The sequence below is a fragment of the Pseudomonas kilonensis genome, assembly GCF_001269885.1.
In the GTDB taxonomy this organism is placed as follows: Bacteria; Pseudomonadota; Gammaproteobacteria; order Pseudomonadales; family Pseudomonadaceae; genus Aquipseudomonas; species Aquipseudomonas kilonensis.
Window position 1 is genome coordinate 16664 of the sequence record NZ_LHVH01000030.1, and the last position, 24734, is coordinate 41397.

Below are 24734 nucleotides of genomic sequence, written 5' to 3' on the forward strand. Positions count from 1 at the left end.
TTATTCGGCTCGTGCCCGCACGTGGATCGCTGCGAACGGCTCATTCTGCACCAGCTCGACCAAGGATTCCTTGACCAATTCCAGGACCGCCATAAACGTCACCACCACCCCTAAGCGTCCTTCCTCGGCGGTGAACAGCTCGACGAACGGCACAAAGCCGCCGCCCTTGAGCCGCTCCAGCACATCACTCATGCGCTCGCGGGTGGACAGCGCTTCGCGGCTGACCTGGTGACTTTCAAACATATCGCCCCGGCGCAGGACCTCGGCCATGGACATCAGCAACTCTTCCAGGCTCACATCCGGCAGCAACTTGCGCGCCCGTGCCTCGGGGGCATCGAGCTTGGGCACCACCACGTCGCGCCCGACCCGGTTCAAACCATCGAGGCCTTCGGCTGCGGCCTTGAAGCGTTCGTACTCCTGCAAGCGGCGGATCAGCTCGGCCCGAGGATCGTCTTCTTCCTGTTCGACCTCCGCCGAGCGCGGCAGCAACATCCGCGATTTGATCTCGGCGAGCATGGCCGCCATCACCAGGTACTCGGCCGCCAGTTCCAGGCGCACCGACTGCATCAACTCGACGTAGCCCATGTACTGGCGGGTGATTTCCGCCACGGGGATGTCGAGGATGTTGATGTTCTGTTTGCGGATCAGGTACAGCAGCAGGTCAAGCGGGCCCTCGAAGGCTTCGAGGAACACTTCCAGCGCATCGGGCGGAATGTACAGGTCCAGGGGCATTTCCATGACCGCCTGGCCATAGACCATGGCGAACGGCAACTCCTGCTGTGCGCCGGCCTGGCTGTCTGCACTGTCCACGGCGGTTTCCACGGCGGACATTCAGGCCTCGACCATGAACGGCGTCGGATCGCCACAACCGACGCGCACCACCTGGGGCTCGCCATCGGCCAGATTGATCACCGTAGACGCCGACATGCCGCCGAAACCGCCGTCGATGATCAGGTCCACCTGATGCTCGAGGATCTGGCGCATTTCATAGGGATCGGTCAGCGGATCGGTCTCGCCGGGCATGATCAGCGTCACGCTCATCAGCGGCTCACCCAGTTCCGCCAGCAGCGCCAGGGCAATGGGATGGCTCGGCACCCGCAGGCCGATGGTGCGTTTTTTCGGGTGCAGCAACAGCCGCGGGACTTCCCGCGTGGCATTGAGAATGAAGGTGTACGGCCCCGGCAAATGCGCCTTGAGCAAGCGGAAGGTGCCGGTGTCGATCTTGGCGAACAGGCCCAACTGCGACAGGTCGCTGCAGATGAGCGCGAAGTTGTGCTTGTCGTCCAGTTGACGCAGGCGTCTGACACGCTCAACGGCATTCTTGTCGCCGATCTGGCAACCGATGGCGTAGGACGAGTCGGTGGGATAGACCACCACGCCACCGCCACGAATGATCTCCACGGCCTGTTTGATCAGGCGCGCTTGCGGGTTTTCCGGATGAATCTGGAAAAATTGACTCACGTGTTCTACCTGTTCAGACGGCGGCGGTAACGGGATCATGTTTGAATCTACACCAGAGTGGTGGCAGATCTTCCGGCAACGGGCGGTATTCGCCAATCTCGGACCAGCCCCCAGGGCCATGGAAATCACTGCCGGCGGTGACCAGCAGGCCGAACTCACGGGCCAGGATCGCCAGGCTGCCAACCTGCTCGGCAGGCTGATGGCCGTTGACCACCTCAATGGCATGGCCCCCCGCTTGAATATAGTCGGCGACCAGACGGCGGCGCTTGCTGCGAGTGAAGTCATAGTGCCATGGATGTGCCAGGCTGACCCAGGCGCCAGCAGCCCGCAGGGTGCCGACGGTTTCTTCCAGCGTTGGCCAGTGCTGCTTGACGTCCCCCAGCTTGCCGGCCCCCAGCCATTTGCGGAACGCTTCGGCGCGGTCCTTGACGAACCCTTCGCGCACCATCCAGTCGGCAAAGTGTGGCCGAGCCGGTGCGTTGCCACTGTCGCCCAGTGCCTGCTGGATCTGCCGCGCGCCGTCCAGCGCACCGGGCATGCCCTTGAGGGCCAGCTTGCGGCTGATCTCTTCGGAACGCAGCCAGCGCCCGTCGCGCAGTTGTGCAATGGCCTGGACCAACGCCGGCGCATTCACATCAAAGCCGTAGCCCAGCACATGGATGGTCGCCCCGCCCCAGGTACAGGACAGCTCGACCCCATTGACCAGCTGCATGCCCAGCGCCGTGGCGGCACTGCGGGCCTCGTCGAGGCCTTCGAGGGTGTCGTGATCGGTCAGGGCCAGGACTCGCACGCCGTGCTCGAACGCCCGCGCCACCAGAACCGCAGGCGCCAGGGCGCCATCGGAGGCCGTGCTATGGCAGTGCAAATCAACATTCACGAGAGTTTGTTACCTCAAATCAGCTGGCCCTATCGCGGCCAAGGATGTTTGTTATTATGCCGCCACATCCTGCTTCTGGCTGCCACTGTGAAACAATTCATCGACTTCATCCCGCTCCTGCTGTTTTTCATCGTCTACAAACTTGATCCCCGGGCCGTCGACTTCGCCGGTCATTCCTTGACTGTAGGCGGTATTTACAGCGCCACGGCAGTGCTGATCATCAGCTCCCTGGTGGTCTACGGCGCACTGTTCGTGTCCCAGCGCAAGCTGGAGAAGAGCCAGTGGCTGACCCTGATCGCCTGCCTCGTGTTCGGCAGCCTGACCCTGGCCTTCCACAGCGAAACCTTCCTCAAATGGAAGGCCCCGGTGGTCAACTGGCTGTTCGCCCTCGCTTTCATCGGCAGCCACTTCATCGGTGACCGCCTGCTGATCAAGCGCATCATGGGCCATGCCATCAACCTGCCGGAACTGATCTGGACCCGGTTGAACATCGCCTGGATCGCGTTTTTCCTGTTCTGCGGCGCCGCCAACCTGTTCGTTGCGTTCACGTTCCAGGAGTACTGGGTCGACTTCAAGGTCTTCGGTAGCCTGGGCATGACGCTGTTGTTCCTGATTGGCCAGGGTATCTACCTGTCCCGTCATCTGCATGATGCCGACCCCACCACGCCAAAAACCGAGGACTGACATGCTCTACGCAATCATTGCTACCGACGTCGCCAACTCCCTGGAAAAACGCCAGGCCGCTCGTCCCGCGCACCTGGAGCGCCTGCAAAAACTCCAGGACGAAGGCCGCGTAGTGCTGGCCGGCCCGCATCCGGCGGTGGACAGCAATGACCCGGGCGCCGCGGGTTTCAGTGGCAGCCTGATGGTGGTCGAGTTCGACTCCCTGGCCGCTGCGCAGCAGTGGGCCGAGGCCGACCCGTTCGTTGTGGCCGGCGTCTATGCCAATGTCGTGGTCAAGCCATTCAAGCAAGTCATGCCGTAAATCCCCCTGGCGCGATGAGCCTTCAGGGCTCATTGCCCCCAGTTGCTCATCTTTCTCATTTGCCTGCCGACAACCTGTCTAATCTCGATTGGAATTCAGGAGTTGCAATGCGCAAAGGTCCGTTGTGCCTGTTATTGGTCACGTTGACGATCGGGGCACCCGCCCATGGCCAGGAGAGCACCGAGGGCAGTCATTCGGCGCCCTTGTCCCTGAGCGCCGGTGGCCAGATCGCCGAACTGCAGCAACGCTTGAAAGACAGCGAACGCCAGCGTGAAGAACTGAGCAAGCAATTGCAAAGCGCTGACAGTGCACGCGAGAGCGCATTGCTGGCCAGGCTGCGCCAGGAAAACCAGCGACTGAAGCTGCAACTCAAGGAAGCCCAGGCAAGCCCGCTGCCACGCCTGTTGACCGATCAACAGCAATGGTTTGTCATTGGTGCCGGGGTAGCGCTATTGGCCCTGCTGTGCGGTATCTTTGCCAGCGGTGGACGTAGACAACGTCGGCAATGGCTAAATTGAGTGAGTCATGAGCGAGCTGTTACTGATAGACGATGACCAGGAGCTGTGTGAGCTCCTCGTAAGCTGGTTGAGCCAGGAAGGTTTTCAGGTCCGGGCCTGTCACGATGGCCAAAGTGCCCGCAAGGCCCTGGCCGAAACCTCCCCGGCAGCCGTGGTACTGGACGTGATGCTGCCCGACGGCAGTGGCCTGGAACTGCTCAAGCAATTGCGCAACGATCACCCGGAGCTGCCGGTGCTGATGCTGTCGGCCCGGGGAGAACCGCTGGACCGTATCCTCGGCCTGGAACTGGGCGCCGATGACTACCTGGCCAAGCCCTGCGACCCCCGCGAACTGACCGCCCGCCTGCGCGCCGTGCTACGCCGCAGCCACCCGACGGCGGTGTCCAGCCAGATCGAGCTGGGTGACCTGACTTTCAGCCCGGTGCGTGGCGTGGTCAGCATCGATGAACAGGAACAGACCCTCACCGTTTCCGAAAGCCGCCTGCTCGAAGCGTTGCTCAAGCAGCCGGGCGAGCCGCTGGACAAGCAGGTACTGGCGCAGATCGCCCTGGGCCGCAAGCTGACCCTGTACGACCGCAGCCTCGATATGCACGTGAGCAACCTGCGCAAGAAAATCGGCCCCCACCCCGACGGCCGCCCGCGCATCGTGGCGCTGCGTAGCCGGGGCTATTACTACAGCCTCTAAGCACGACACTGATCCCTTGTGGCGCCGCCCTGCTGGGCTGTGGGAGCAAAGCTTGCTCGCGATGCAGGCGCCTCGGTTCCCTCAGAGACCGCGTTATCTTCATCGCGGGCAAGCCTTGCTTCCACAGGGTTTAGTGTTCGGCCCTGCAGATTTGTCAGGTCCGCACCAAACCGTCTTTACCCAAGCTTTACCCTCCCCTGACCGCCGCTGACCTTGATCTCCGTAATCTGCACTCATCCGGAACTGACCGGGAATGAGACAAGGAGACACACCATGCGCAAGACCCTTATCGCTCTGATGTTCGCCGCCGCCCTGCCGACCGTCGCCATGGCCATGCCCGAAGGCGCCGGCCCGATGGGACCAATGGACGGCCCACGCCACGGCGGCCAGATGCACGACAAAGGCCCGTACAGCCAACTGGACCTGAGCCGCGAACAGCGCCAGCAGATTCGCCGGATCATGGGCGAACAGCGCCACGAACAACGCGAGCTGGTAGACAAGTACCTGGCCAAGCTGTCGCCAGCCGACCAGAAAGCCATGCAGGACGAAATGCAAGCCCGGCATCAGAAGATCGATGCCCAGATCCGCGGGCTGCTGAAGCCTGAACAGCAGAAAGAGTTCGACGCGATCCAGAAGAAACAGGCCGAGCGTCGCGCCGAGTGGGCTGAGTTCAAGGCCTGGAAAGCGCAACAGCCGCAAAAAGCGCAATAATGCACTGAAGCCCCCAGCCCAACGGCAAGTCGCCGTTGGGCTTTCTTTGTTTTCGAGGATTTACCGTGCGTTCATTGTTCTGGCGCATCCTGGCCAGTTTCTGGCTGGCCATCGCCCTGGTTGCAGGCCTTTCACTCTTGATGGGCCACATGCTCAACCAGGACGCCTGGATCCTCAGCCGCCATCCGGGCCTCAATACCCTGGCCGCAGAGTGGACGCAAACCTATGAAAGCCAGGGCGAAGAGGCCGCCCAGGACATCCTGCAACAGCGCAAGCGCCAGTACCGCATCGACGTCCAGGTACTCAACGAGAGCGGTGACCCGGTGGTACGCGGCACCTTCCCACCTCGCGCCGCCGCCTTCGAGGCACGACAAAAGCGCCTGCCCTGGCGGCGGCTGACCGACGAGTTCACCAGCGCCAAAACCGGCGACACTTACCTGTTCATCTACCGTATTCCCCATCCTGAACTGGACGCCTGGCACCGCGAGAGCCTGCTCTTGCCCCTCAGTGCGCTAGGGATCGCGTTGGTGGTGCTGACCCTGTTCAGCTTGTTGGTGACCTTCTCCATCACCCGGCCACTGAGTCGCCTGCGCGGCGCCGTGCATGACTTGGGGCAAGCCACCTACCAACAGAACAGCCTTGCCAAACTGGCCAACCGGCGGGACGAATTCGGTGTACTGGCCACTGACTTCAACCGCATGGGCGCGCGCCTGCAAAGCTTGATCACCAGCCAGCGACAACTGCTGCGCGACGTCTCCCACGAACTGCGCTCGCCCCTGGCCCGGCTGCGCATTGCCCTGGCATTGGCTGAACGGGCCAGTCCTGAGGAGCGTGAGAAGCTCTGGCCACGCCTGACCCGCGAATGCGATCGCCTGGAAGCACTGATCAGCGAAATCCTGGTGTTAGCCCGGGTCGATGCCGACAACGCCAGCGCCGAAGAGGTGGAACTCAACGGCTTGCTGGTCACCCTGCAAAAAGATGCGCAACTGGCCTCACCGGAACAAACCGTGCAGCTCGAAACCGAGGCGGACCTGACCCTCAAGGGCTGGCCAACCATGATCGAGCGAGCGGTGGACAACCTGCTGCGCAACGCCCAGCGCTTCAATCCGGCCGGGCAATCGATCGAAATGCGCGCGGCGCGCCAGGGCGAACGGATCATGATCAGCGTGCGCGACCACGGGCCAGGCGTGGAGGCCGAACACCTGGGGCAATTGGCCGAGCCGTTCTACCGCGCCCCCGGCCAGACCGCCGCCGGTCACGGACTGGGCCTGGCCATCGCACGCCGTGCCGCCGAACGCCATGGCGGCACGCTGGTGCTGGGTAATCATCCTGGCGGCGGGTTCATCGCGACGCTGGAGTTGCCGTTGGTGCCGGGGGCTGTCGTCCAACCGTAAGCGTTGCAAATACCCCCTGTGGCGAGGGGATTTATCCCCGCTGGGCTGCGCAGCAGCCCCCTGGTTTTATCTGATACACCGCGGTGGCAGACACATTTGGGGGCGCTCCGCACCCCAGCGGGGCGGTGCGACGTTTCGCTAAATCCCCTCGCCACAATGGGTCAGACCATCCTTGAGTGGCCCTCTGATCAAAGCAGCTCTCATCAAACCAAACGATAATTCCTCTTATTCAAACTGCCCCGCCCTGTTAGACTTTGCGCCCTCGTTTTCACTCATCTCCCAGGACGCCCGATGCCGTCGTTGCCTCTTCGTTTATGTGCGCTGTTCATGGCCCTGGGCCTGAGCGCCTGCGATGATGCCCCGCGTTTTACCCAGGCCGAACCCGGTGAAGCCCGTTCCGGTGGCGCTGCGACGGTACGCAAGACGGATCAGAACGCCTTTTCCCTGCCCTCGGCCAACCTGCCGCCCTCGCGGCGCGTGGATTTCAGCGTCGGCAACAGTTTTTTCCGCAGCCCCTGGGTGATCGCTCCCTCGACCACCACCGCCCGCGACGGCCTCGGGCCTTTGTTCAACACCAACGCCTGCCAGAACTGCCACATCAAGGACGGTCGCGGCCACCCGCCCGCGCCGGACGCGAGCACCGCGGTATCGATGCTGGTACGCCTGTCGATCCCCGACGCGCCGCCTTACGCCAAGGTCATCGAGCAATTGGGAGTCGTGCCGGAACCGGTTTACGGCGGGCAGTTGCAGGACATGTCCGTGCCCGGCGTCGCCCCCGAAGCCAAGGTGCGGGTTGATTACACATCGGTCCCGGTGCGTTTCAAGGACGGTACCGTCGTGGAGCTGCGCAAGCCGAACCTGCAGATCACCCAACTGGCCTATGGACCGATGCACCCGGACACGCGCTTTTCCGCCCGCGTCGCCCCGCCGATGATCGGCCTGGGACTGCTCGAAGCCATCCCTGACGAAGCCATCCTGGCAAACGCCGAGGCCCAGGCCCGGGAGAAAAATGGCATTGCCGGGCGTCCCAACCAGGTCTGGGACGATGCCCAGCAAAAAACCGTCCTGGGACGCTTCGGCTGGAAGGCCGGGCAGCCCAACCTCAACCAACAGAATGTCCACGCGTTCTCCGGTGACATGGGCCTGACAACAAGCCTGCGGCCCTTTGACGACTGCACCCAGACCCAGCTCGATTGCCAGCGCGCCCCCAGCGGTAATGGCCCGGACGGCGAACCGGAAGTCAGCGACAACATCCTGCGACTGGTGCTGTTCTATAGCCGCAACCTCGCCGTACCGGCCCGTCGCGAGGTGAATTCACCCCAGGTACTGGCGGGCAAGAATCTGTTTTTCCAGGCCGGTTGCCAGTCCTGCCACACACCGAAATACACCACCGCCGCCAACGCCGCCGAACCAGAGTTGGCGAACCAGGTCATCCGCCCTTACACCGACCTGCTGTTACACGACATGGGCGAAGGCCTGGCGGACAACCGCAGCGAATTCAAGGCCAGCGGCCGTGACTGGCGAACCCCGCCGCTGTGGGGCATAGGCCTGACCGAAACCGTCAACGGCCACACCAAGTTCCTGCATGACGGTCGGGCCCGCAACCTGCTCGAAGCCGTGCTGTGGCATGGCGGCGAAGCACAAGCGGCGCAGCGACAGGTCTTATCGTTCAATGTCGAACAGCGCGCTGCGTTGCTGGCCTTCCTGAATTCCCTTTAAACACCTTTTCCAGAAGTGGGAGCACAACATGTTCCGTCCCAAGCTGTTGTTCACCAGCCTCGCCGCCATCGCCCTTGGCGCCTGTTCGCCCCAGGATCCACAAGCCGTTACCTCGGCCGCCATCGCCAAGCAAGTGATCCTGCCGACCTACAGCCGCTGGGTCGATGCCGACCGGCAACTGGCGACCAGCGCCCTGGCGTTCTGCCAAGGCAAGGAAAACCTGGAAACCGCCCGCGCCGATTTTCTCAAGGCACAAAAAGCCTGGGCCGAGCTGCAACCGCTGCTGATCGGCCCACTGGCCGAGGGCAACCGCGCCTGGCAGGTGCAGTTCTGGCCGGACAAGAAAAACCTGGTGGGCCGTCAGGTCGAGCAACTGGTCAATAGCCAGCCACAGATCGACGCCGACGGCCTGGCCAAGTCCAGCGTCGTGGTCCAGGGCCTCTCGGCCTACGAATACCTGCTGTTCGACGCCAGGATCGACATGGCCGACAGTGCGCAAAAAGCCAAGTACTGCCCGCTGCTCACCGCCATCGGCGAACGCCAGAAGCAACTGGCCGAAGAGATCCTGTCGGGCTGGAACACCAACGACGGCATGCTCGCCCAGATGAGCAAATTCCCCAACCAGCGCTACGCCGATTCCCACGAGGCCATCGCTGACCTGCTGCGTGTCCAGGTCACCGCCCTGGACACGCTGAAGAAAAAGCTCGGCACACCGATGGGCCGTCAGAGCAAAGGCGTGCCCCAACCGTTCCAGGCCGATGCCTGGCGCAGCCAGTCATCGTTGCAAGGCCTGGAGGCCAGCCTGAGCGCGGCCAGGACCGTCTGGGCGGGCGTGGACAACAAGGGCCTGCGCGGCTTGCTGCCAAGCGACCAGAAGCCACTGGCCGACAAGATCGATGCCGCCTACGATGCCTCGTTGAAATTGTTCGCCAGCAGCCAGCGCTCGCTGACCGAAATGCTCAACGACGATGCCGGGCGCCAGCAACTCAACGATTTGTATGACAGCCTCAACGTCGTCCATCGCCTGCACGAAGGCGAATTGGCCAAGGCGCTGGGCATTCAACTGGGCTTCAATGCCAACGACGGTGACTGATCATGTTTCGACGTCAGGTTCTGGCACTGGGCAGCTTGCTGCTCGGCGCCGTCACCCTGGGCGGCTGGACGCTGTTCAAGCAAAAGGACAAGCACCCACTCCTGCTGTCGGCACGGGACGATGGCAACGGCAAGCACTACGCCGTCGGCTATCGGCTGGACGGCACGCGGGTGTTCGCCACCCAGGTCGGCCAGCGTTGCCATGACATCATCAATCATCCGACACAGCCGATTGCGCTGTTCGTCGCCCGTCGTCCAGGTACCGAAAGCTACCTGATCGACCTGCGCGACGGGACGCTGCTGCAAACCATCACTTCGTTGCCGAACCGGCATTTCTACGGCCACGCGGTGATCCACAAAAGCGGCGAATGGCTGTACGCCACCGAGAACGACACCACCGACCCGGGACGCGGCCTGTTGGGCGTGTACCGTTTCGAAGGCGAACGACTGGTGCACAGCGGCGAGATGTCCACCCATGGCATCGGCCCTCACCAGGTGTCATGGATGCCCGATGGCGAAACGCTGGTGGTCGCCAACGGCGGCATTCGCACCGAGGCCGAAAGCCGGGTCGAAATGAACCTCGACGCCATGGAGCCGAGCCTGGTGCTGATGCAGCGCGATGGCACCCTGCTGAGCAAGGAAACCCTCGCCCAATCGATGAACAGCGTGCGCCACCTGGGCATCGCCAGCGACGGCACCATCGTCTCCGGCCAGCAATTCATGGGCGCTGCCCACGAGTCGTCGCAACTGCTGGCGATCAAGCGGCCAGGGCAGCCGTTCCAGGCGTTCCCGGTGTCTGAAGAGCAATTGCAGGCCATGGGGCACTACACCGCCAGCGTCGCCGTGCACAGCGACCTGCGCCTGGTGGCCCTGACCGCCCCCCGTGGCAATCGCTTCTTCATCTGGGACCTGGACAGTGGCGAAGTACGCCTGGATGCGCCGCTGCCGGACTGTGCCGGCGTGGGCGCGGTGGCCGACGGTTTTGTCGTGACGTCGGGCCAAGGGCGTTGCCGCTATTACGATTGCCGACAGACACAACTGGTTGCAAAGCCTCTGGATCTGCCGGCAGGGCTCTGGGACAACCATTTGCATCTGGCCTGAGCCAGGGAGCGAAGCCCCTCGGGGCCGAGCGCCCTGATTTTTCGGAAAAATCCCACGCACCTCCAGCCCGCCAGCATCTGGAATAGCCCGCACACTCAGGGTAATGTGCCCGCCTATCTGTATTTTCTCTCAGCTCTTTTCCAAGGAAGTGGAACATGCTGCGACGCCGCATGCTGATCATGTTGGGTGTTGTCCTGCTGGTGGTGCTGTTGCTCGCCGGCTACAAGGCCTTCTCCGTCTACCAGCAGATCCAGATGTTTTCTGCACCCAAACCGCCGGTCAGCGTGGCCGTGGCCACGGCCGCCCGGCAACCCTGGCAAGCTCGCCTGCCCACCGTTGGCAGCCTCAAGGCGCTGCAAGGCGTGGACCTGAGCCTGGAAATCGCCGGGACCGTGCAGAAGCTGCAGTTCCAGTCCGGGCAGAAGGTCAAGGCTGGCCAGCCGCTCCTGCAACTGGACAGCGAAGTCGAAAGCGCCCTGCTGGAAACCGCCGAGGCCGACCTTGGCCTGTCGCAACTGGATTTTGGTCGCGGCCGACAACTGGTGGGCAGCCAGGCGATCTCCAAGGGCGAGTTCGACCGGCTCTCGGCGCAACTGAAAAAGAACCAGGCCACGGTCAATCAGCTCAAGGCTTCGCTGGCCAAGAAACACATCCTGGCGCCGTTCAGCGGCACCATCGGCATTCGCCAGGTGGATGTCGGCGACTACCTGGCCAGCGGCACGGTGATCGCCACCCTGCAGGACCTCAGCAGCCTTTACGTGGACTTCTACGTCCCTGAACAAACCGTGCCCAGGCTCGCCGTTGCCCAGCCGGTCAACGTCAGCGTCTCGGCCTACCCCGGGCAGAACTTCGTCGCCACCATCAGCGCGATCAACCCCAAGGTCGAAGACAGCACCCGCAACGTATTGGCACGTGCCACCCTGGCCAACCCCGACGGCAAGCTGCTGCCAGGCATGTTCGCCAACCTGGAGGTGATCCTGCCGGACGTGGCCGACGGAATCGTCGTGCCGGAAAGCGCCGTGACCTACACGCTCTACGGCAACTCCATGTACGTGGTGACCCAGAAGAAAACCGCCGACGGCAATGTTGAGAAAAACGACAAGGGCCAGCCGGTCCTGATCGCCGAACGGCGTTTCGTGGAAACCGGCGAGCGACGCGACGGGCAGGTGCTGGTTACCAAAGGCGTGCAGAGCGGCGAGCAAGTCGTGACCGCCGGCCAGCTCAAGCTCGATAACGGTACGCCGATCGCCATCAGCGACGACAAGACCCTGACCGAACAGAACAGCCCGCCGCGCGCGGACTGATCAAGGAACCCCCATGGCCTTTACCGATCCATTCATCCGCCGTCCGGTGCTCGCCACCGTGGTCAGCCTGTTGATCGTGCTGCTGGGCTTCCAGGCCTGGAGCAAGCTGCCCCTGCGCCAGTATCCGCAAATGGAGAACGCCCTGATCACGGTGACCACCGCCTACCCCGGGGCCAACGCCGAGACCATCCAGGGCTACATCACCCAGCCGATGCAGCAGAGCCTGGCCAGTGCCGAGGGCATCGACTACATGACCTCGGTCAGCCGCCAGAATTTCTCGGTGATTTCGGTCTATGCCCGCATCGGCTCCAACAGCGACCGGCTCTTTACCGAACTGCTGGCCAAGGCCAACGAGGTCAAGAACCAACTGCCCCAGGACGCCGAGGACCCGGTCCTCAGCCGCGAAGCCGCCGATGCCTCGGCACTGATGTACATCAGCTTCTTCAGCAAGGAACTGAACAACCCGCAGATCACCGACTACCTGTCACGGGTGATCCAGCCCAAACTGGCGACCCTGCCAGGCATGGCTGAGGCGGAGATCCTCGGCAACCAGGTCTTCGCCATGCGCCTGTGGCTGGACCCGGTCAAGCTCGCCGGTTTCGGCCTGACTGCCGCCGACGTGACCAACGCCGTGCGCCAGCACAACTTCCTCTCCGCTGCCGGTGAAGTGAAAGGCGAATACGTCGTCACCAGCATCAACGCCAACACCGAACTCAAGTCCGCCGAGGCCTTCGGCGCGATTCCGCTCAAGACCGACGGCGACAGCCGCGTGTTGCTGCGGGACGTGGCTCGCGTGGAAATGGGCGCCGAGAACTACGACACCATCAGCTCCTTTGGTGGCACGCCCTCGGTGTACATCGGGATCAAGGCCACGCCCGGTGCGAACCCGCTGGATGTGATCAAGGAAGTGCGCAAGATCATGCCGGACATGGAGGCCCAGCTCCCGACCAACCTCAAGGCCGAGATCGCCTACGACGCCACCCTGTTCATCCAGGCCTCCATCGACGAAGTGGTGAAAACCCTGTTCGAGGCGGTGCTGATTGTCATTGTCGTGGTGTTCCTGTTCCTCGGTGCCCTGCGTTCGGTGGTCATCCCGGTGGTGACCATCCCGCTGTCGATGATCGGCGTGATGTTCTTCATGCAGTTGATGGGCTACTCGATGAACCTCCTGACCCTGCTGGCCATGGTGCTCGCCATCGGTCTGGTGGTGGACGACGCCATTGTGGTGGTGGAGAACATTCACCGGCACATCGAGGAAGGCAAGACCCCGTTCGATGCGGCGATAGAAGGTGCCCGGGAAATCGCCATGCCGGTGGTCTCGATGACCATCACCCTGGCGGCGGTGTACGCGCCGATCGGTCTGCTCGAGGGCCTGACGGGCGCTTTGTTCAAGGAGTTCGCATTGACCCTGGCCGGGGCGGTGGTGATCTCCGGGATCGTCGCCCTGACCTTGTCACCGATGATGTGCGCCCTGCTCCTGCGCCACGATGAGAACCCCTCGGGGCTGGCCCATCGGCTGGACATGGTGTTCGAACGCTTGAAGAGCCGTTACCAGCGCATGCTTCACGGCACGCTCAATACCCGGCCGGTGGTCCTGGTGTTCGCGGTGATCGTGCTGCTGCTGATCCCGGTGTTGATCATGTTCACCAAGTCCGAACTGGCTCCCGACGAAGACCAGGGCATCATCTTCATGATGGCCACCGCTCCGCAACCCACCAACCTCGACTACCTGAACACGTACACCGATCACTTCATTACCATCTTCAAGGAGTTCCCGGAGTACTACTCCTCGTTCCAGATCAACGGCTACAACGGCGTGCAGTCGGGCATTGGCGGCTTCCTGCTCAAGCCCTGGAACGAACGCAGCCGCACCCAGATGGAAATCCTGCCAGAGGTCCAGGCCAAGCTGGAAAGCGTGCCTGGCTTGCAGATCTTCGGTTTCAACCTGCCCTCGCTGCCGGGCACCGGCGAAGGCTTGCCATTTGCGTTCGTCATCAACTCGCCGAAGGATTATGCGACGCTGCTGGAGGTTGCCGACCGGGTCAAAAAGCGCGCATTGGAATCCGGCAAGTTCGCCTTCATGGACATTGACCTGGCGTTCGACAAGCCCGAAGTCGTGGTGGATATCGATCGCGCCAAGGCCGCCCAGATGGGCGTTTCGATGCAGGACCTGGGCGGTACCCTGGCGACACTGCTGGGTGAAGCCGAGATCAACCGCTTCACCCTCGAGGGACGCAGCTACAAGGTCATTGCCCAGGTCGAACGTCCCTTCCGGGACAACCCGGACTGGCTGAACAACTACTACGTAAAAAATGCCAAGGGTGAATCGCTACCGCTGTCGACCCTGATCAAGGTCAGCGACCGGGCACGGCCACGACAACTGAACCAGTTCCAGCAGCTCAATGCGGTGACCATTTCGGGCTTCCCCATCGTGAGCATGGGCGAGGCCATCGAGACCGTCCGCCAGATCGCCCGGGAGGAAGCGCCGGTGGGGTTCGCCTTCGATTATGCAGGGGCTTCGCGCCAGTTCGTACAGGAAGGCAGTGCGTTGTGGGTGACCTTTGCCCTGGCCCTGGCGATCATCTTCCTGGTGCTGGCCGCGCAGTTCGAAAGCTTCCGGGACCCGCTGGTGATCCTGGTGACCGTGCCACTGTCCATTTGCGGAGCCTTGATCCCGCTGTTCCTCGGCTGGTCGAGCATGAACATCTATACCCAGGTGGGCCTGGTGACGCTGATTGGCCTGATCAGCAAGCACGGGATCCTGATTGTCGAGTTCGCCAACCAGCTGCGCAGGGAACAGAACCTGACACCGCGCGAAGCGGTGGAACAAGCCGCGTCGATTCGTCTGCGGCCAGTGCTGATGACCACTGCGGCGATGGTGTTCGGCATGGTGCCGCTCATCTTCGCCACAGGCGCCGGGGCGGTGAGCCGCTTCGACATCGGCATGGTGATCGCAACCGGGATGTCGATTGGCACCTTGTTCACGTTGTTCGTGCTGCCTTGCGTCTACACGCTGCTGGCCAAGCCGGACAAGGCCTGAAATAGACACCTGTGGCGAGGGATAGTGTGGGAGCAAGGCTTGCCCGCGATGAAGGCGGTGCGGTCTTCCAGGAATCGGGGCGGCCGTTTCGCGAGCAAGCTTTGCTCCCACAATCCAACGGGGATAGATCCCCTCGCCACAATGGTTGATTTGACAGTCCACCAAAATAATAAAGGCCTCGCACAAGGGAGACCTTTATCTTGGTTTCAGGGCTTTAACTTTGCGGCCTCATCCCCTGGGACAGGCTGAACATGAACAGCAGCAGATCATCGTTCGGTTGGATCGCCTCGCTGGTCTTTGCCACGCGGGGCAAAGGACAATGCGCATCAGCATTCGAAGCACTGAGGATCTGCGAGCGCGGCTGTTCCCACACAGCCACCGCCATCGATGCAACTGCCAGGGCTCCGACTAAAAACAAACCTCTAGCAATTTCTAGTTTCATCGCTATAAACCCTTGATAGCGCTGCCAAACGCCGCCTCATAAAAGTAGACGAGTTTTTTCCAATCAACATCGCTGAACGACGAATGGCGCCGCAGCTGTTTCATGTCATGGGAGGCCGCCCACCGGGCAGTCAGGCGCCGGCGACACTTCTCCAGAGGCTCCATGAATGATCGGCCCCACTTTATGAAACGGGATGTCATGTCTTTGTGAAAACAACGTCACGTAAATGCCCTATTGTTTAAAAGACTTTTCCATACCTACGCTTAGCCCCTTGGGTTCAGTTCCACCTCGAAATGGCAACCGTTGGGCTCCATCGTACTGAGGCTCACTGTCCAGCCCTGGTTCTCGCAAATGCGCTGCACCAGGGACAACCCCAATCCCAATCCCTCGCCGCGCTTTTCACTGCCGCGCACGAACGGCTCGAACATCGCCTCGCGCTTCTCCTCGGGAATGCCTACGCCACTGTCCTCGACCACGAAACCGGTGGCGGTCAGCGAAAGGCGGATGAACCCCTGATCGGTGTAGTGCAGGGCGTTGCGTAGCAAATTGCCCATCACGGCAGTCAGGAACGTGGCGTTATACAGGGTGTCGACGGTTTGCCCGGGATCGAAGATCAGCGTCAGGCCTTTGGATTCGATGGGCACGCGCCACACGCCGAGGAGGTTCTCGGCCACCAGCCCCAGGGGCAGCCGAGGCGACATGCCGTTGTCTTCGCGTTCGGCCCTGGCGAGCATCAGGAAGGTCTGCACCAACTCGCGCATCTCTTCACTGGCTCGATTGATGCGCTCGACCTGGGTACGTCCGCGCGGGTCCAGTGCCGGATTTCCCAGCAACAACTCACAGGAGGTCGCCAGGACCATCAACGGTGTGCGCAACTCGTGGCTCACGTCGCTGGTAAACAAACGCTCGCGGGTCAAGGCCTGGCGCAAGCGCCCCAATGTGGCGTCGAATGCCACGGCCAGTTCACCCACTTCATCGGCGGCATAATCCGGGGCCAGCGGAGGAGCCAGACCCAGGAGCTGGTCGCGATGGCGCACTTGCCGCGCCAGGCGGACCACTGGCGCCATCACCCGGCGTGCCAGGACCCAGCCCAAAAATACCGCCAGTGCCAGGCTGAGCACAAAGCCCACCAACACCACGGCGAACAGTACCCGCTCGCGCTCCTCGAAGTCACTCTGGTCCTGCAGCAACACGTAGTGCCGCCCATCAACGATCTCGACCATGGCGTGATAGGACAACTGCCCGCGAAACACCTCGTGGAAACCACGCTCCAGATGGCGCAGGTCCTTGGGCAACTCGAAGTCACCTGGGCCGCCGCTGAAATAAAACAGTTGGTCGGGTTCCGGCCGGTGGTTCCAGTCCGAGACACTGTCCATCAGCAGCAAGCGTTGCAGATCGCCGCCAAGCCCGGCGGAAATCAGTTTCTCTTCCACCAGATGGACCGTCGCCACGATGCCCATGGCGAATGCGCCAGCCACCAATGCGCTCATCAGCGCAAAGGCGATGATGATCCGTTGGGCAAGGCTCTGCTTAAACTCCATCGCGGCCCTCGGCCAGGCGATAGCCGACGCCGTGTACGGTGTGCAGCAACGGTTTGTCGAACGGTTTGTCGATCACCTGGCGCAATTGATGGACGTGACTGCGCAGGCTGTCGCTGTCCGGGCAATCATCGCCCCACAACGCTTCTTCGAGGATTTCGCGGCGCAACACGTGAGGGCTTTTCTGCATCAATACCGCCAGCAGCTTGAGGCCTACGGGGTTGAGCTTGAGCAGCTTGCCTTCACGCGTCACTTCCAGGGTATCGAGGTCGTAGCTCAGATCGCCGACCTGCAAGGCTCGGCGGCCACCGCCCTGGGCCCGACGCATGACGGCTTCGATCCGCGCGGCCAGTTCTGACAGGGCAAACGGTTTGATCAGGTAGTCATCGGCCCCGGACTTGAAGCCCTGCAGACGATCGTCCAACTGATCCCGGGCGGTGAGCATGATCACCGGCGTATCGCGCCGGGCGTCTTCGCGCAGGCGCTGGCACAAGGTATAGCCGTCGATGCCCGGCAGCATGATGTCGAGCACGATCAGATCGTAGTGTTCGGTCGCGGCCAGGTGCAATCCTGACAAACCGTCCTGGGCACAATCGACGGTGTAGCCCTTGAGCTCCAGGTAATCGGCCAGGTTGGCCAGGATGTCGCGGTTGTCTTCGACCAATAGAATTCGCATGGGCACCTCTGCGTACACAGTTAACGGCCATCTTGGCCCGCGCAGCTTACGGCCAAGTCTGGCTCACGGCTAGGATTGTATCCGCTGTGACAGCACATGCTTATGTGGGAGCGGGCTTGCTCGCGAATGCGGTGGCCCAGCCGCCATCAATGTTGAATGTACCGACGCTTTCGCGAGCAAGCCCGCTCCCACATAAGTCGAGTGAGCCAAGGAACAGGACTGCGCGGGCATTGACGAGTTTTTCACCCAACATTCACACCGCCCCGACGCAGCGCAGACCAGACTGTGCGACACCGCTTTATGCCCTCCCCCCATCAAAGGTAATGCCATGGTCCCCACCGCCACCCGCCCCGTTTCCCGGCCCCTGAATTTCTGGGTTGTCCTGGGCCTGCCTGCCGTTGTCGCAGCGACGCTGGTGTTGCTGGAATTGACCACGCTGGACATGGACGTGGCCAAGCTGTTTTACGACCCGATGGCGGGTGGATTCATCGGCCGGCACAGCTTTTTCCTGGAAGACATCCTGCACGATCGAGCCAAAGAGGTGGTCATCGTGTTCTCCGTGCTGGCGGTCCTGGGATTCATCAGCTCGTTCTTCATCGCCCGGCTCAAACCGTTCAAGCGCGAGCTCGGTTGCCTGGTGCTGTCCCTGACACTGGCGACGTCCTTCGTCACCCCGATGAAAGCGGTGACGGCGGTGCAATGCCCCTGGAGCCTGAAGGAGTTCGGCGGCAAGGAAACCTATAGCGAACTGCTGAGCCCACGCCCGGCCACGGACAAACCCGGTCGATGCTGGCCCGGCGGTCACGCCGCTACGGGGTTCACGTTGTTTGCACTATTCTTCGTCCTGCGCGACCGCCGCCCGCGCCTGGCCCGCCAGGCCTTGGTACTCACCTTTACGCTGGGCACGGTGTTTTCCCTGGGGCGGATGATGCAAGGGGCGCACTTCTTTTCCCACAATGTGTGGACAGCGGTGTTCTGTTGGCTGATTTGCCTGGGGTGTTACTACTACATTCTGTACCGACCGGCCGTCATGACTGATCGCGCAGCGTTGAGCCAGCCCGCCAACGCCTGAAAGCGCCTTGGACAAACCCTGTGGGAGCAAAGCTTGCTCGCGATTACGATGGCAGCTTCAACATCCTGGCAAGCTGACCCACCGCAATCGCGAGCAAGCTTTGCTCCCACAGAGACAGCCGGGCCCTACTCAATGCTGGGGCAAACCCAAGGCAATAAAAAACCCCGCTTGCTTTCGCAGGCGGGGTTTTTCGCTACAGGGGTAAGGCTGGCTTACATCATGCCGCCCATGCCACCCATGCCGCCCATGTCTGGCATACCGCCGCCAGCTGGAGCGTCTTCCTTGATTTCAGCGATCATCGCCTCGGTGGTGATCATCAGGCTGGCAATCGACGAAGCCGCTTGCAGAGCCGAACGAGTCACTTTGGCCGGGTCCAGGATACCCATTTCGATCATGTCGCCGTATTCGCCGGTAGCAGCGTTGTAACCGTAGTTACCCGAACCCTGCTTGACCTTGTCGACCACAACGCTTGGCTCGTCGCCGGAGTTGGCAACGATCTGGCGCAGCGGTGCTTCTACAGCGCGACGCAGCAACTGGATGCCGACGTTCTGGTCATCGTTGTCGCCTTTCAGCTCGGAGATAGCCTGCAGAGCGCGAACCAGTGCCACGCCGCCGCCAGGTACCACGCCTTCTTCAACGGCTGCGCGGGTCGCGTGCAGGGCGTCTTCAACGCGGGCTTTCTTCTCTTTCATTTCAACTTCGGAACCGGCGCCAACCTTGATCACTGCAACGCCGCCGGACAGCTTGGCCAGACGCTCTTGCAGTTTTTCACGGTCGTAGTCGGACGAAGTGTCGGCCACTTGCTGACGGATCTGCAGAACGCGAGCCTGGATGTCAGTCTCAACGCCGGCACCGTCGATCACGGTGGTGTTTTCTTTCGACAGGATCACACGCTTGGCATTACCCAGGTGTTCCAGGGTAGTGCTTTCCAGGCTCAGGCCGATCTCTTCGGAGATAACGGTACCGCCAGTCAGAACAGCGATGTCCTGCAGCATGGCCTTGCGACGGTCGCCGAAGCCTGGAGCCTTGACGGCCGCGACTTTAACGATGCCACGCATGTTGTTCACGACCAGGGTCGCCAGGGCTTCGCCTTCAACGTCTTCAGCCACGATCAGCAGTGGGCGGCCGGCTTTGGCAACGGCTTCCAGCACTGGCAGCATTTCGCGGATGTTGGAGATCTTCTTGTCGACCAGCAGGATCAGTGGACCGTCCAGCTCGGCAGTCATGGTCTCTGGCTTGTTGACGAAGTACGGGGACAGGTAGCCACGGTCGAACTGCATGCCTTCTACAACCGACAGTTCGTTTTCCAGGCCCGAGCCTTCTTCAACGGTGATCACGCCTTCTTTACCGACTTTTTCCATGGCTTCGGCAATGATGTCGCCGATGGAGTTGTCGGAGTTGGCGGAGATGGTGCCGACCTGAGCGATTGCCTTGGTGTCAGCGCATGGCTTGGACAGGGCCTTGAGCTCTTTGACAATGGCGATGGTCGCCTTGTCGATGCCGCGCTTGAGGTCCATCGGGTTCATGCCGGCAGCGACGGCCTTCAGGCCTTCGTTGACGATCGATTGAGCCAGGACGGTAGCGGTGGTGGTGCCATCGCCGGCGTCATCGTTGGCACGGGAGGCAACGTCTTTGACCAGTTGCGCGCCCATGTTTTCGAAGCGGTCTTTGAGCTCGATTTCCTTGGCAACGGAAACGCCGTCCTTAGTGATGGTCGGAGCGCCGAAGCTCTTCTCGATGATCACGTTACGGCCTTTCGGGCCCAGGGTCGCTTTTACTGCGTCAGCCAGGACGTTGACACCGGCGAGCATTTTCTTGCGGGCGGAATCGCCGAATTTTACTTCTTTAGCAGCCATGATCGATATTCCTTAAATACTTTGTAGTCGCGGGAAAATGAGCGGGGAATCAGCCTTCGATAACAGCGAGGATTTCGCTCTCGCCGATAACCAGCAGGTCTTCGCCATCAACTTTCACAGTGTTGCTACCGGAGTAAGGGCCGAACACAACCTTGTCACCCACTTTCACGGACAGCGCACGTACTTCACCGTTTTCCAGTGCCTTGCCCGGGCCTACAGCGAGGACTTCACCCTGGTTTGGCTTCTCGGCAGCCGAACCTGGCAGGACGATACCGCCAGCGGTTTTCTTTTCTTCTTCGCTGCGACGGACGACGACGCGGTCATGCAGAGGACGAAGCTTCATTGTCGATCTCTCCTAATTGTGGTTTTCATCGGCCGGTGTAGTCCCGGCGGGTTTAACAAAGCCGGCGGAGCCGGGTGCGGTTCGTCAGTCGAACCGCGGAAGTCTGTCCGGTGTCACCACCGGAAACCTTGCGGTGACCGTTACATAAGGGCGCACAAGTGGATTACAAGGGCGGGAGCAGATTTTTTTTACTTTGCGCAGCCAAAACGAACACGGCGCCCGAAGGCGCCGTGCTGATGGTTTTACTTGGAATCGCGGTGTTCGAATTCGCCTTCGATCACGTTGGGCTCGCGGCCCACAGGCTCGCGCGGCGCCGGACCGCCACGGGGTTGGAGGTCATCGGCGAAGGCGCGTTGACGCATCGCCTGCTCTTCGGCGCGCTGGCGCATTTTATTGGCCAGCAGCCTCCGGGTGAACGGCAACAGCATGACCAGGCCCAGCACGTCGCTGATAAAGCCGGGCAGGATCAACAGACCGCCACCCAGGGCCAGCATCAGGCCTTCGAGCATGGTCTGGGCGGGCAGCTCGCCACGGTTCAGGCTTTCACGGGCCCGCAATGCCGTGGCGAGGCCGGCAATGCGCAGCACGAACACGCCGAGCATCGAGCCGAGAATGACCAGCAGCAGGGCCGGGAAAAACCCGATCGCACCGCTGACCTTGACGAATACGAACAGCTCCAACACCGGGAACAGCAGAAAGAGCAACAAAAAAGGGCGCATCAAATGGTTCCTCAACGCAAGAATGCCTTGCTATGAAAACCTAAATGACGTCGCCCTTTCGTGAATTCAAGCGTCGACTTCCGCATTTTTTGGCCATTGCTCGGCGTGAGCCAGATAAACCAAGGCTTCGCGCACTTGTGTCGGCGTGTTGCAAGGCGTCGCAAACGCCAGCCAGTGCAGGCCCTGGCCAATGCGCAAGTGCATGCCCTCGCTGTCGATGCCCGCCAGTTGTGCCGGTTCGCTTTTCGGCAGGCCGGTCAATTCCACGTAATGGGCGATGGCCTTGGCGTGATCGGCATTCATGTGCTCGACCATGCTGGCTTCGGCCTTGCCGGCGAAGGGATTGGCCAGGGTGAGCTGGTCGATCCAGTGGATGGCGCCAAAGCCGCCAATGTAGCGATGGCGCACCGGCTCGAGCACCCAGAAATCGAAATCATGGGCCTTGTGGTAGTTCTGCGAGTCAGGGAAATAGCGGTAGTAACGCTCGGCGGCAGCCTCGATGGCGCCACTGTCTTCGAGTTTGCGGGCCTCGGCCAGGTAGGTCAGGCGCCCCACGGCCTGCACATCCTCGGCACCGCGCTCGCCCACCAGCATCGAACACTTGGGGTCTTTTTGCAGGTTATGAGTGTGCTGGGCGATACGGCTGATCAGGATCAGTGGCCGGCCTTGTTCGTCCAGGCAATAGGGCACCACGGAGCCGAACGGAAAGCCGGGCATGGATTTGGAATGAGTGGCGAGCACTCCACGGTATTCCTTGAGCAGCAGTTCCCGGGCATGCTTGGCAGCTTCAACGCTCAACTTATGACTCCTTTTATGAAAACCGTCTAGAAAACGGTCAGGTGACTGGAGTAATGTTCCGGTACGCCTATGGGACAGTTCTCGTGTGCAGCCGGGCTACACCGTCGCCAATCGAGAGACCTCCCAAAAGGCCCCCTCCACCGCTGCGCCATCTGGACATGAGCATGCAACTCACTGACAAAGTAATCATTATCACCGGCGGTTGCCAGGGCCTGGGCCGCTCCATGGCCGAGTATCTCGCGGGCAAAGGTGCGAAGCTCGCCCTGGTGGACCTCAACCAGGAAAAACTCGACCAGACGGTTGCCGCGTGTATAGCCAAGGGCGTCGAAGCCCGGGCGTACCTGTGCAACGTTGCCAATGAGGAGCAGGTCAGCGACATGGTCGCCCGGGTCGCCGAGGACTTCGGCGCGATCCACGGCCTGATCAACAACGCCGGGATCCTGCGTGACGGCCTGCTGCTCAAGGTCAAGGATGGCGAAATGACCAAGATGAGCCTGGCCCAGTGGCAGGCCGTGATCGACGTCAACCTCACCGGTGTATTCCTGTGCACCCGTGAAGTGGCGGCGAAAATGGTCGAGCTGAAGAACAGCGGCGCCATCATCAATATCTCGTCGATCTCCCGCGCCGGCAATGTCGGCCAGACCAACTACTCGGCCGCCAAGGCCGGTGTGGCCGCCGCCACTGTGACCTGGGCCAAGGAACTGGCGCGCTACGGCATCCGTGTCGCCGGCATCGCACCGGGCTTCATCGAAACCGAGATGACCCTGGGCATGAAGCCCGAGGCCCTGGAAAAAATGACCTCGGGGATTCCGCTCAAGCGCATGGGCAAGCCTGAGGAGATTGCGCATTCGGCGGCGTATATCTTCGAGAACGACTATTACACCGGTCGGATCCTGGAGATGGATGGCGGGTTGCGGATCTAAACCCACCGCCTAACAAAATGTGGGAGCAAGCCTGTGGGGGGCAAAGCCTGTGGGAGCATAGCTTGCTCGCGATGACGGCGTCACACCCAACATCTCTGTTGGCTTTAAAACCGCTATCGCGAGCAAGCTATGCTCCCACAGGCTTTGCTCCTACAGGGTTTGCTCCTATAGGGTTTGCTCCTACAGGCTTGCTCCCCACATAGATCGCAGTTCAGCCGATCAATCGTCGCTGACAGTGATGTTCGGCATCGCCGGCATGGCCGCTTCCTGCAACACGATCCGCGCGCCCACGTGGCGGGCCAGTTCCTGATAGACCATGGCGATCTGGCTGTCCGGTTCGGCGATGACCGTCGGCTTGCCGCCGTCGGCCTGTTCGCGGATCAGCATCGACAGCGGCAGCGAAGCCAGCAATTCGACGCCGTATTGGGTCGCCAGTTTTTCCCCGCCACCTTCGCCGAACAGGTGCTCGGCATGCCCGCAATTGGAGCAGATGTGCACGGCCATGTTCTCCACCACACCCAGCACCGGGATGTTGACCTTGCGGAACATCTCCACACCCTTGCGTGCGTCCAGCAAGGCCAGGTCTTGAGGCGTGGTGACGATCACCGCACCGGCCACCGGGACTTTCTGCGCCAGGGTCAGCTGGATATCGCCGGTGCCCGGTGGCATGTCGATCACCAGGTAATCCAGGTCGCCCCAGGCGGTTTGCGTAACCAGTTGCAACAGGGCACCGGAAACCATCGGCCCACGCCAGACCATCGGCGTGTTGTCATCGGTCAGGAAGGCCATGGACATGACTTCCACGCCATGGGACTGGATCGGCACGAACCACTTCTGGTCCTTGACCTGCGGTCGGGTGCCCTCGGCAACACCGAACATGATGCCCTGGCTCGGGCCGTAGATGTCTGCATCGAGAATCCCGACCTTCGCCCCTTCACGGGCCAGGGCCAGGGCCAGGTTGGCCGCGGTGGTGGACTTGCCCACGCCGCCCTTGCCCGAGGCCACGGCGATCACATTCTTGACGTTCGCCAGCCCCGGCACCTGCGCCTGGGCCTTGTGGGCGGCGATCACGCTGGTGATGTCGACTTTGGCGGCGCTCACCCCGTCCAGGGCCTCGATCGCCATTTGCAGCATCTGCGCCCAGCCGCTCTTGAACAGGTCGGCGGCGTAGCCGATTTCCAGCTGGACGCTGACGCGATCGCCCTGGATGTCGATGGCGCGCACGCATCCGGCGCTGACCGGGTCCTGGTTCAGATAAGGGTCGGTGTACTGGCGAAGGACGGCTTCCACCGCTGCGCGATTGACGGCGCTCATGGGCAACTCCGATAGCAAGACTTGAAAACAGGCCGCTATCCTACGCCGCGCATGCTGTTGTGGCGACCCGATTAAGGGCGACGAATGCGCTTGTGGCGAGGGAGCTTGCTCCCGCTGTGTGGGAGCAAGGCTTGCCCGCGATGCAGGCGATGCGGTCTTTCAGGAA

24 protein-coding genes and 1 pseudogene are annotated in these 24734 nt (G+C 61.7%); 13 read left to right on the forward strand and 12 right to left on the reverse strand.

Annotated elements, in window-relative coordinates; translation table 11 throughout:
- Genes AD662_RS22010 through AD662_RS22020 form a run of 3 tightly spaced genes read right to left on the reverse strand, consistent with a single transcriptional unit; the run spans nucleotide 1 to nucleotide 2338 of the window.
- Nucleotides 1-831: a segregation and condensation protein A gene (locus AD662_RS22010; protein WP_053181241.1), complete on the reverse strand. Its 831-nt coding sequence runs from the start codon at nucleotides 829-831 to the stop codon at nucleotides 1-3.
- Nucleotides 832-1461, reverse strand: a complete 630-nt coding sequence (locus AD662_RS22015) for an L-threonylcarbamoyladenylate synthase (protein ID WP_014339843.1) — start codon at nucleotides 1459-1461, stop codon at nucleotides 832-834.
- A 13-nt stretch (nucleotides 1462-1474) separates the two neighbouring features.
- A complete protein-coding gene (locus tag AD662_RS22020; protein WP_018605009.1) occupies nucleotides 1475-2338 on the reverse strand; it encodes a PHP domain-containing protein in 864 nt (287 codons plus the stop codon).
- A gap of 87 nt (nucleotides 2339-2425) precedes the next feature.
- Here AD662_RS22020 and AD662_RS22025 point away from each other — a divergent pair, with 87 nt between their 5' ends.
- The 11 genes from AD662_RS22025 (at nucleotide 2426) to AD662_RS22075 (ending at nucleotide 14887) form a co-directional block, all read left to right on the forward strand.
- Nucleotides 2426-3022 carry a septation protein A gene (locus AD662_RS22025; RefSeq protein WP_003204874.1) on the forward strand — a complete coding sequence of 199 codons (597 nt, stop codon included), beginning with the start codon at nucleotides 2426-2428 and terminating at the stop codon, nucleotides 3020-3022.
- A 1-nt stretch (nucleotide 3023) separates the two neighbouring features.
- Nucleotides 3024-3323: a YciI family protein gene (locus AD662_RS22030; protein WP_018605011.1), complete on the forward strand. Its 300-nt coding sequence runs from the start codon at nucleotides 3024-3026 to the stop codon at nucleotides 3321-3323.
- Nucleotides 3324-3430: 107 nt separating this feature from the next.
- The gene (locus tag AD662_RS22035) at nucleotides 3431-3841 is read left to right on the forward strand and encodes an SH3 domain-containing protein (RefSeq protein WP_018605012.1); all 411 of its coding nucleotides are present in this window, start codon (nucleotides 3431-3433) and stop codon (nucleotides 3839-3841) included.
- Nucleotides 3842-3848: 7 nt separating this feature from the next.
- Nucleotides 3849-4526: a response regulator transcription factor gene (locus tag AD662_RS22040; protein ID WP_018605013.1), complete on the forward strand. Its 678-nt coding sequence runs from the start codon at nucleotides 3849-3851 to the stop codon at nucleotides 4524-4526.
- Nucleotides 4527-4799: 273 nt separating this feature from the next.
- On the forward strand, nucleotides 4800-5237 hold the full coding sequence (locus AD662_RS22045) for a Spy/CpxP family protein refolding chaperone (RefSeq protein WP_014339849.1): 438 nt from the start codon (nucleotides 4800-4802) through the stop codon (nucleotides 5235-5237).
- 65 nt (nucleotides 5238-5302) lie between these two features.
- Nucleotides 5303-6631: a sensor histidine kinase gene (locus tag AD662_RS22050; protein ID WP_053189737.1), complete on the forward strand. Its 1329-nt coding sequence runs from the start codon at nucleotides 5303-5305 to the stop codon at nucleotides 6629-6631.
- Nucleotides 6632-6922: 291 nt separating this feature from the next.
- Nucleotides 6923-8350, forward strand: a complete 1428-nt coding sequence (locus AD662_RS22055; RefSeq protein ID WP_053189738.1) for a di-heme oxidoreductase family protein — start codon at nucleotides 6923-6925, stop codon at nucleotides 8348-8350.
- 28 nt (nucleotides 8351-8378) lie between these two features.
- Complete coding sequence (locus AD662_RS22060) at nucleotides 8379-9443, forward strand: imelysin family protein (RefSeq protein ID WP_053189739.1); 1065 nt, start codon at nucleotides 8379-8381, stop codon at nucleotides 9441-9443.
- A 2-nt stretch (nucleotides 9444-9445) separates the two neighbouring features.
- Nucleotides 9446-10543: a DUF1513 domain-containing protein gene (locus tag AD662_RS22065; protein ID WP_053189740.1), complete on the forward strand. Its 1098-nt coding sequence runs from the start codon at nucleotides 9446-9448 to the stop codon at nucleotides 10541-10543.
- A 155-nt stretch (nucleotides 10544-10698) separates the two neighbouring features.
- Nucleotides 10699-11847, forward strand: a complete 1149-nt coding sequence (locus tag AD662_RS22070; protein WP_053189741.1) for an efflux RND transporter periplasmic adaptor subunit — start codon at nucleotides 10699-10701, stop codon at nucleotides 11845-11847.
- A gap of 13 nt (nucleotides 11848-11860) precedes the next feature.
- A complete protein-coding gene (locus AD662_RS22075; protein ID WP_024619197.1) occupies nucleotides 11861-14887 on the forward strand; it encodes a multidrug efflux RND transporter permease subunit in 3027 nt (1008 codons plus the stop codon).
- A gap of 214 nt (nucleotides 14888-15101) precedes the next feature.
- On the opposite strand, the gene AD662_RS22080 is transcribed toward AD662_RS22075, so the two are convergent.
- From AD662_RS22080 to colR, 4 genes and pseudogenes are all read right to left on the reverse strand, one after another.
- Nucleotides 15102-15329 (reverse strand): hypothetical protein, encoded by a 228-nt coding sequence (locus AD662_RS22080; protein ID WP_033062899.1) that lies wholly within the window; start codon nucleotides 15327-15329, stop codon nucleotides 15102-15104.
- A gap of 2 nt (nucleotides 15330-15331) precedes the next feature.
- Nucleotides 15332-15484, reverse strand: a pseudogene (locus AD662_RS29835) (lipopolysaccharide kinase InaA family protein); the annotation flags it as partial.
- A 108-nt stretch (nucleotides 15485-15592) separates the two neighbouring features.
- Complete coding sequence (locus AD662_RS22085) at nucleotides 15593-16870, reverse strand: sensor histidine kinase (protein ID WP_018613109.1); 1278 nt, start codon at nucleotides 16868-16870, stop codon at nucleotides 15593-15595.
- Entirely contained in the window at nucleotides 16860-17543 is a 684-nt protein-coding gene (colR, locus tag AD662_RS22090; RefSeq protein ID WP_014339860.1) for a two-component system response regulator ColR, read from the reverse strand. The genes AD662_RS22085 and colR overlap by 11 nt, the downstream gene beginning before the upstream one ends.
- A 328-nt stretch (nucleotides 17544-17871) precedes the next feature.
- Here colR and AD662_RS22095 point away from each other — a divergent pair, with 328 nt between their 5' ends.
- Nucleotides 17872-18615: a phosphatase PAP2 family protein gene (locus tag AD662_RS22095; protein WP_053189742.1), complete on the forward strand. Its 744-nt coding sequence runs from the start codon at nucleotides 17872-17874 to the stop codon at nucleotides 18613-18615.
- A gap of 212 nt (nucleotides 18616-18827) precedes the next feature.
- Here the strand turns inward: AD662_RS22095 and groL are convergent, their stop codons facing one another.
- The 4 genes from groL to AD662_RS22115 form a co-directional block, all read right to left on the reverse strand.
- Nucleotides 18828-20471, reverse strand: coding sequence for a chaperonin GroEL (gene groL, locus AD662_RS22100; RefSeq protein WP_014339862.1), 1644 nt, complete (start codon nucleotides 20469-20471; stop codon nucleotides 18828-18830).
- A gap of 49 nt (nucleotides 20472-20520) precedes the next feature.
- Nucleotides 20521-20814 (reverse strand): co-chaperone GroES, encoded by a 294-nt coding sequence (locus AD662_RS22105; protein ID WP_003178744.1) that lies wholly within the window; start codon nucleotides 20812-20814, stop codon nucleotides 20521-20523.
- 242 nt (nucleotides 20815-21056) lie between these two features.
- Nucleotides 21057-21533, reverse strand: a complete 477-nt coding sequence (locus AD662_RS22110) for an FxsA family protein (protein WP_014339863.1) — start codon at nucleotides 21531-21533, stop codon at nucleotides 21057-21059.
- Between the two features lie 66 nt (nucleotides 21534-21599).
- Nucleotides 21600-22331: a HugZ family pyridoxamine 5'-phosphate oxidase gene (locus AD662_RS22115; RefSeq protein WP_018613122.1), complete on the reverse strand. Its 732-nt coding sequence runs from the start codon at nucleotides 22329-22331 to the stop codon at nucleotides 21600-21602.
- A 164-nt stretch (nucleotides 22332-22495) separates the two neighbouring features.
- On the opposite strand from AD662_RS22115, the gene AD662_RS22120 reads away from it, so the two are divergent.
- Nucleotides 22496-23254 carry an SDR family oxidoreductase gene (locus AD662_RS22120; protein ID WP_018613125.1) on the forward strand — a complete coding sequence of 253 codons (759 nt, stop codon included), beginning with the start codon at nucleotides 22496-22498 and terminating at the stop codon, nucleotides 23252-23254.
- Between the two features lie 219 nt (nucleotides 23255-23473).
- On the opposite strand, the gene apbC is transcribed toward AD662_RS22120, so the two are convergent.
- The gene (apbC, locus tag AD662_RS22125; RefSeq protein ID WP_003204921.1) at nucleotides 23474-24568 is read right to left on the reverse strand and encodes an iron-sulfur cluster carrier protein ApbC; all 1095 of its coding nucleotides are present in this window, start codon (nucleotides 24566-24568) and stop codon (nucleotides 23474-23476) included.
- Nucleotides 24569-24734 lie beyond the last annotated feature (166 nt).

What these genes read in the sequence shown, in the direction of transcription:
- AD662_RS22085 (WP_018613109.1), bottom strand. Translation starts at nt 16,870, where the DNA reads ATGGAGTTTAAGCAGAGCCTTGCCCAACGGATCATCATCGCCTTTGCG.
- AD662_RS22095 (WP_053189742.1), top strand. Translation starts at nt 17,872, where the DNA reads ATGGTCCCCACCGCCACCCGCCCCGTTTCCCGGCCCCTGAATTTCTGG.
- groL (WP_014339862.1), bottom strand. Translation starts at nt 20,471, where the DNA reads ATGGCTGCTAAAGAAGTAAAATTCGGCGATTCCGCCCGCAAGAAAATG.
- AD662_RS22110 (WP_014339863.1), bottom strand. Translation starts at nt 21,533, where the DNA reads ATGCGCCCTTTTTTGTTGCTCTTTCTGCTGTTCCCGGTGTTGGAGCTG.
- AD662_RS22040 (WP_018605013.1), top strand. Translation starts at nt 3,849, where the DNA reads ATGAGCGAGCTGTTACTGATAGACGATGACCAGGAGCTGTGTGAGCTC.
- AD662_RS22045 (WP_014339849.1), top strand. Translation starts at nt 4,800, where the DNA reads ATGCGCAAGACCCTTATCGCTCTGATGTTCGCCGCCGCCCTGCCGACC.
- AD662_RS22120 (WP_018613125.1), top strand. Translation starts at nt 22,496, where the DNA reads ATGCAACTCACTGACAAAGTAATCATTATCACCGGCGGTTGCCAGGGC.
- apbC (WP_003204921.1), bottom strand. Translation starts at nt 24,568, where the DNA reads ATGAGCGCCGTCAATCGCGCAGCGGTGGAAGCCGTCCTTCGCCAGTAC.
- AD662_RS22080 (WP_033062899.1), bottom strand. Translation starts at nt 15,329, where the DNA reads ATGAAACTAGAAATTGCTAGAGGTTTGTTTTTAGTCGGAGCCCTGGCA.
- AD662_RS22010 (WP_053181241.1), bottom strand. Translation starts at nt 831, where the DNA reads ATGTCCGCCGTGGAAACCGCCGTGGACAGTGCAGACAGCCAGGCCGGC.
- colR (WP_014339860.1), bottom strand. Translation starts at nt 17,543, where the DNA reads ATGCGAATTCTATTGGTCGAAGACAACCGCGACATCCTGGCCAACCTG.
- AD662_RS22105 (WP_003178744.1), bottom strand. Translation starts at nt 20,814, where the DNA reads ATGAAGCTTCGTCCTCTGCATGACCGCGTCGTCGTCCGTCGCAGCGAA.
- AD662_RS22035 (WP_018605012.1), top strand. Translation starts at nt 3,431, where the DNA reads ATGCGCAAAGGTCCGTTGTGCCTGTTATTGGTCACGTTGACGATCGGG.
- AD662_RS22065 (WP_053189740.1), top strand. Translation starts at nt 9,446, where the DNA reads ATGTTTCGACGTCAGGTTCTGGCACTGGGCAGCTTGCTGCTCGGCGCC.
- AD662_RS22030 (WP_018605011.1), top strand. Translation starts at nt 3,024, where the DNA reads ATGCTCTACGCAATCATTGCTACCGACGTCGCCAACTCCCTGGAAAAA.
- AD662_RS22060 (WP_053189739.1), top strand. Translation starts at nt 8,379, where the DNA reads ATGTTCCGTCCCAAGCTGTTGTTCACCAGCCTCGCCGCCATCGCCCTT.
- AD662_RS22075 (WP_024619197.1), top strand. Translation starts at nt 11,861, where the DNA reads ATGGCCTTTACCGATCCATTCATCCGCCGTCCGGTGCTCGCCACCGTG.
- AD662_RS22055 (WP_053189738.1), top strand. Translation starts at nt 6,923, where the DNA reads ATGCCGTCGTTGCCTCTTCGTTTATGTGCGCTGTTCATGGCCCTGGGC.
- AD662_RS22070 (WP_053189741.1), top strand. Translation starts at nt 10,699, where the DNA reads ATGCTGCGACGCCGCATGCTGATCATGTTGGGTGTTGTCCTGCTGGTG.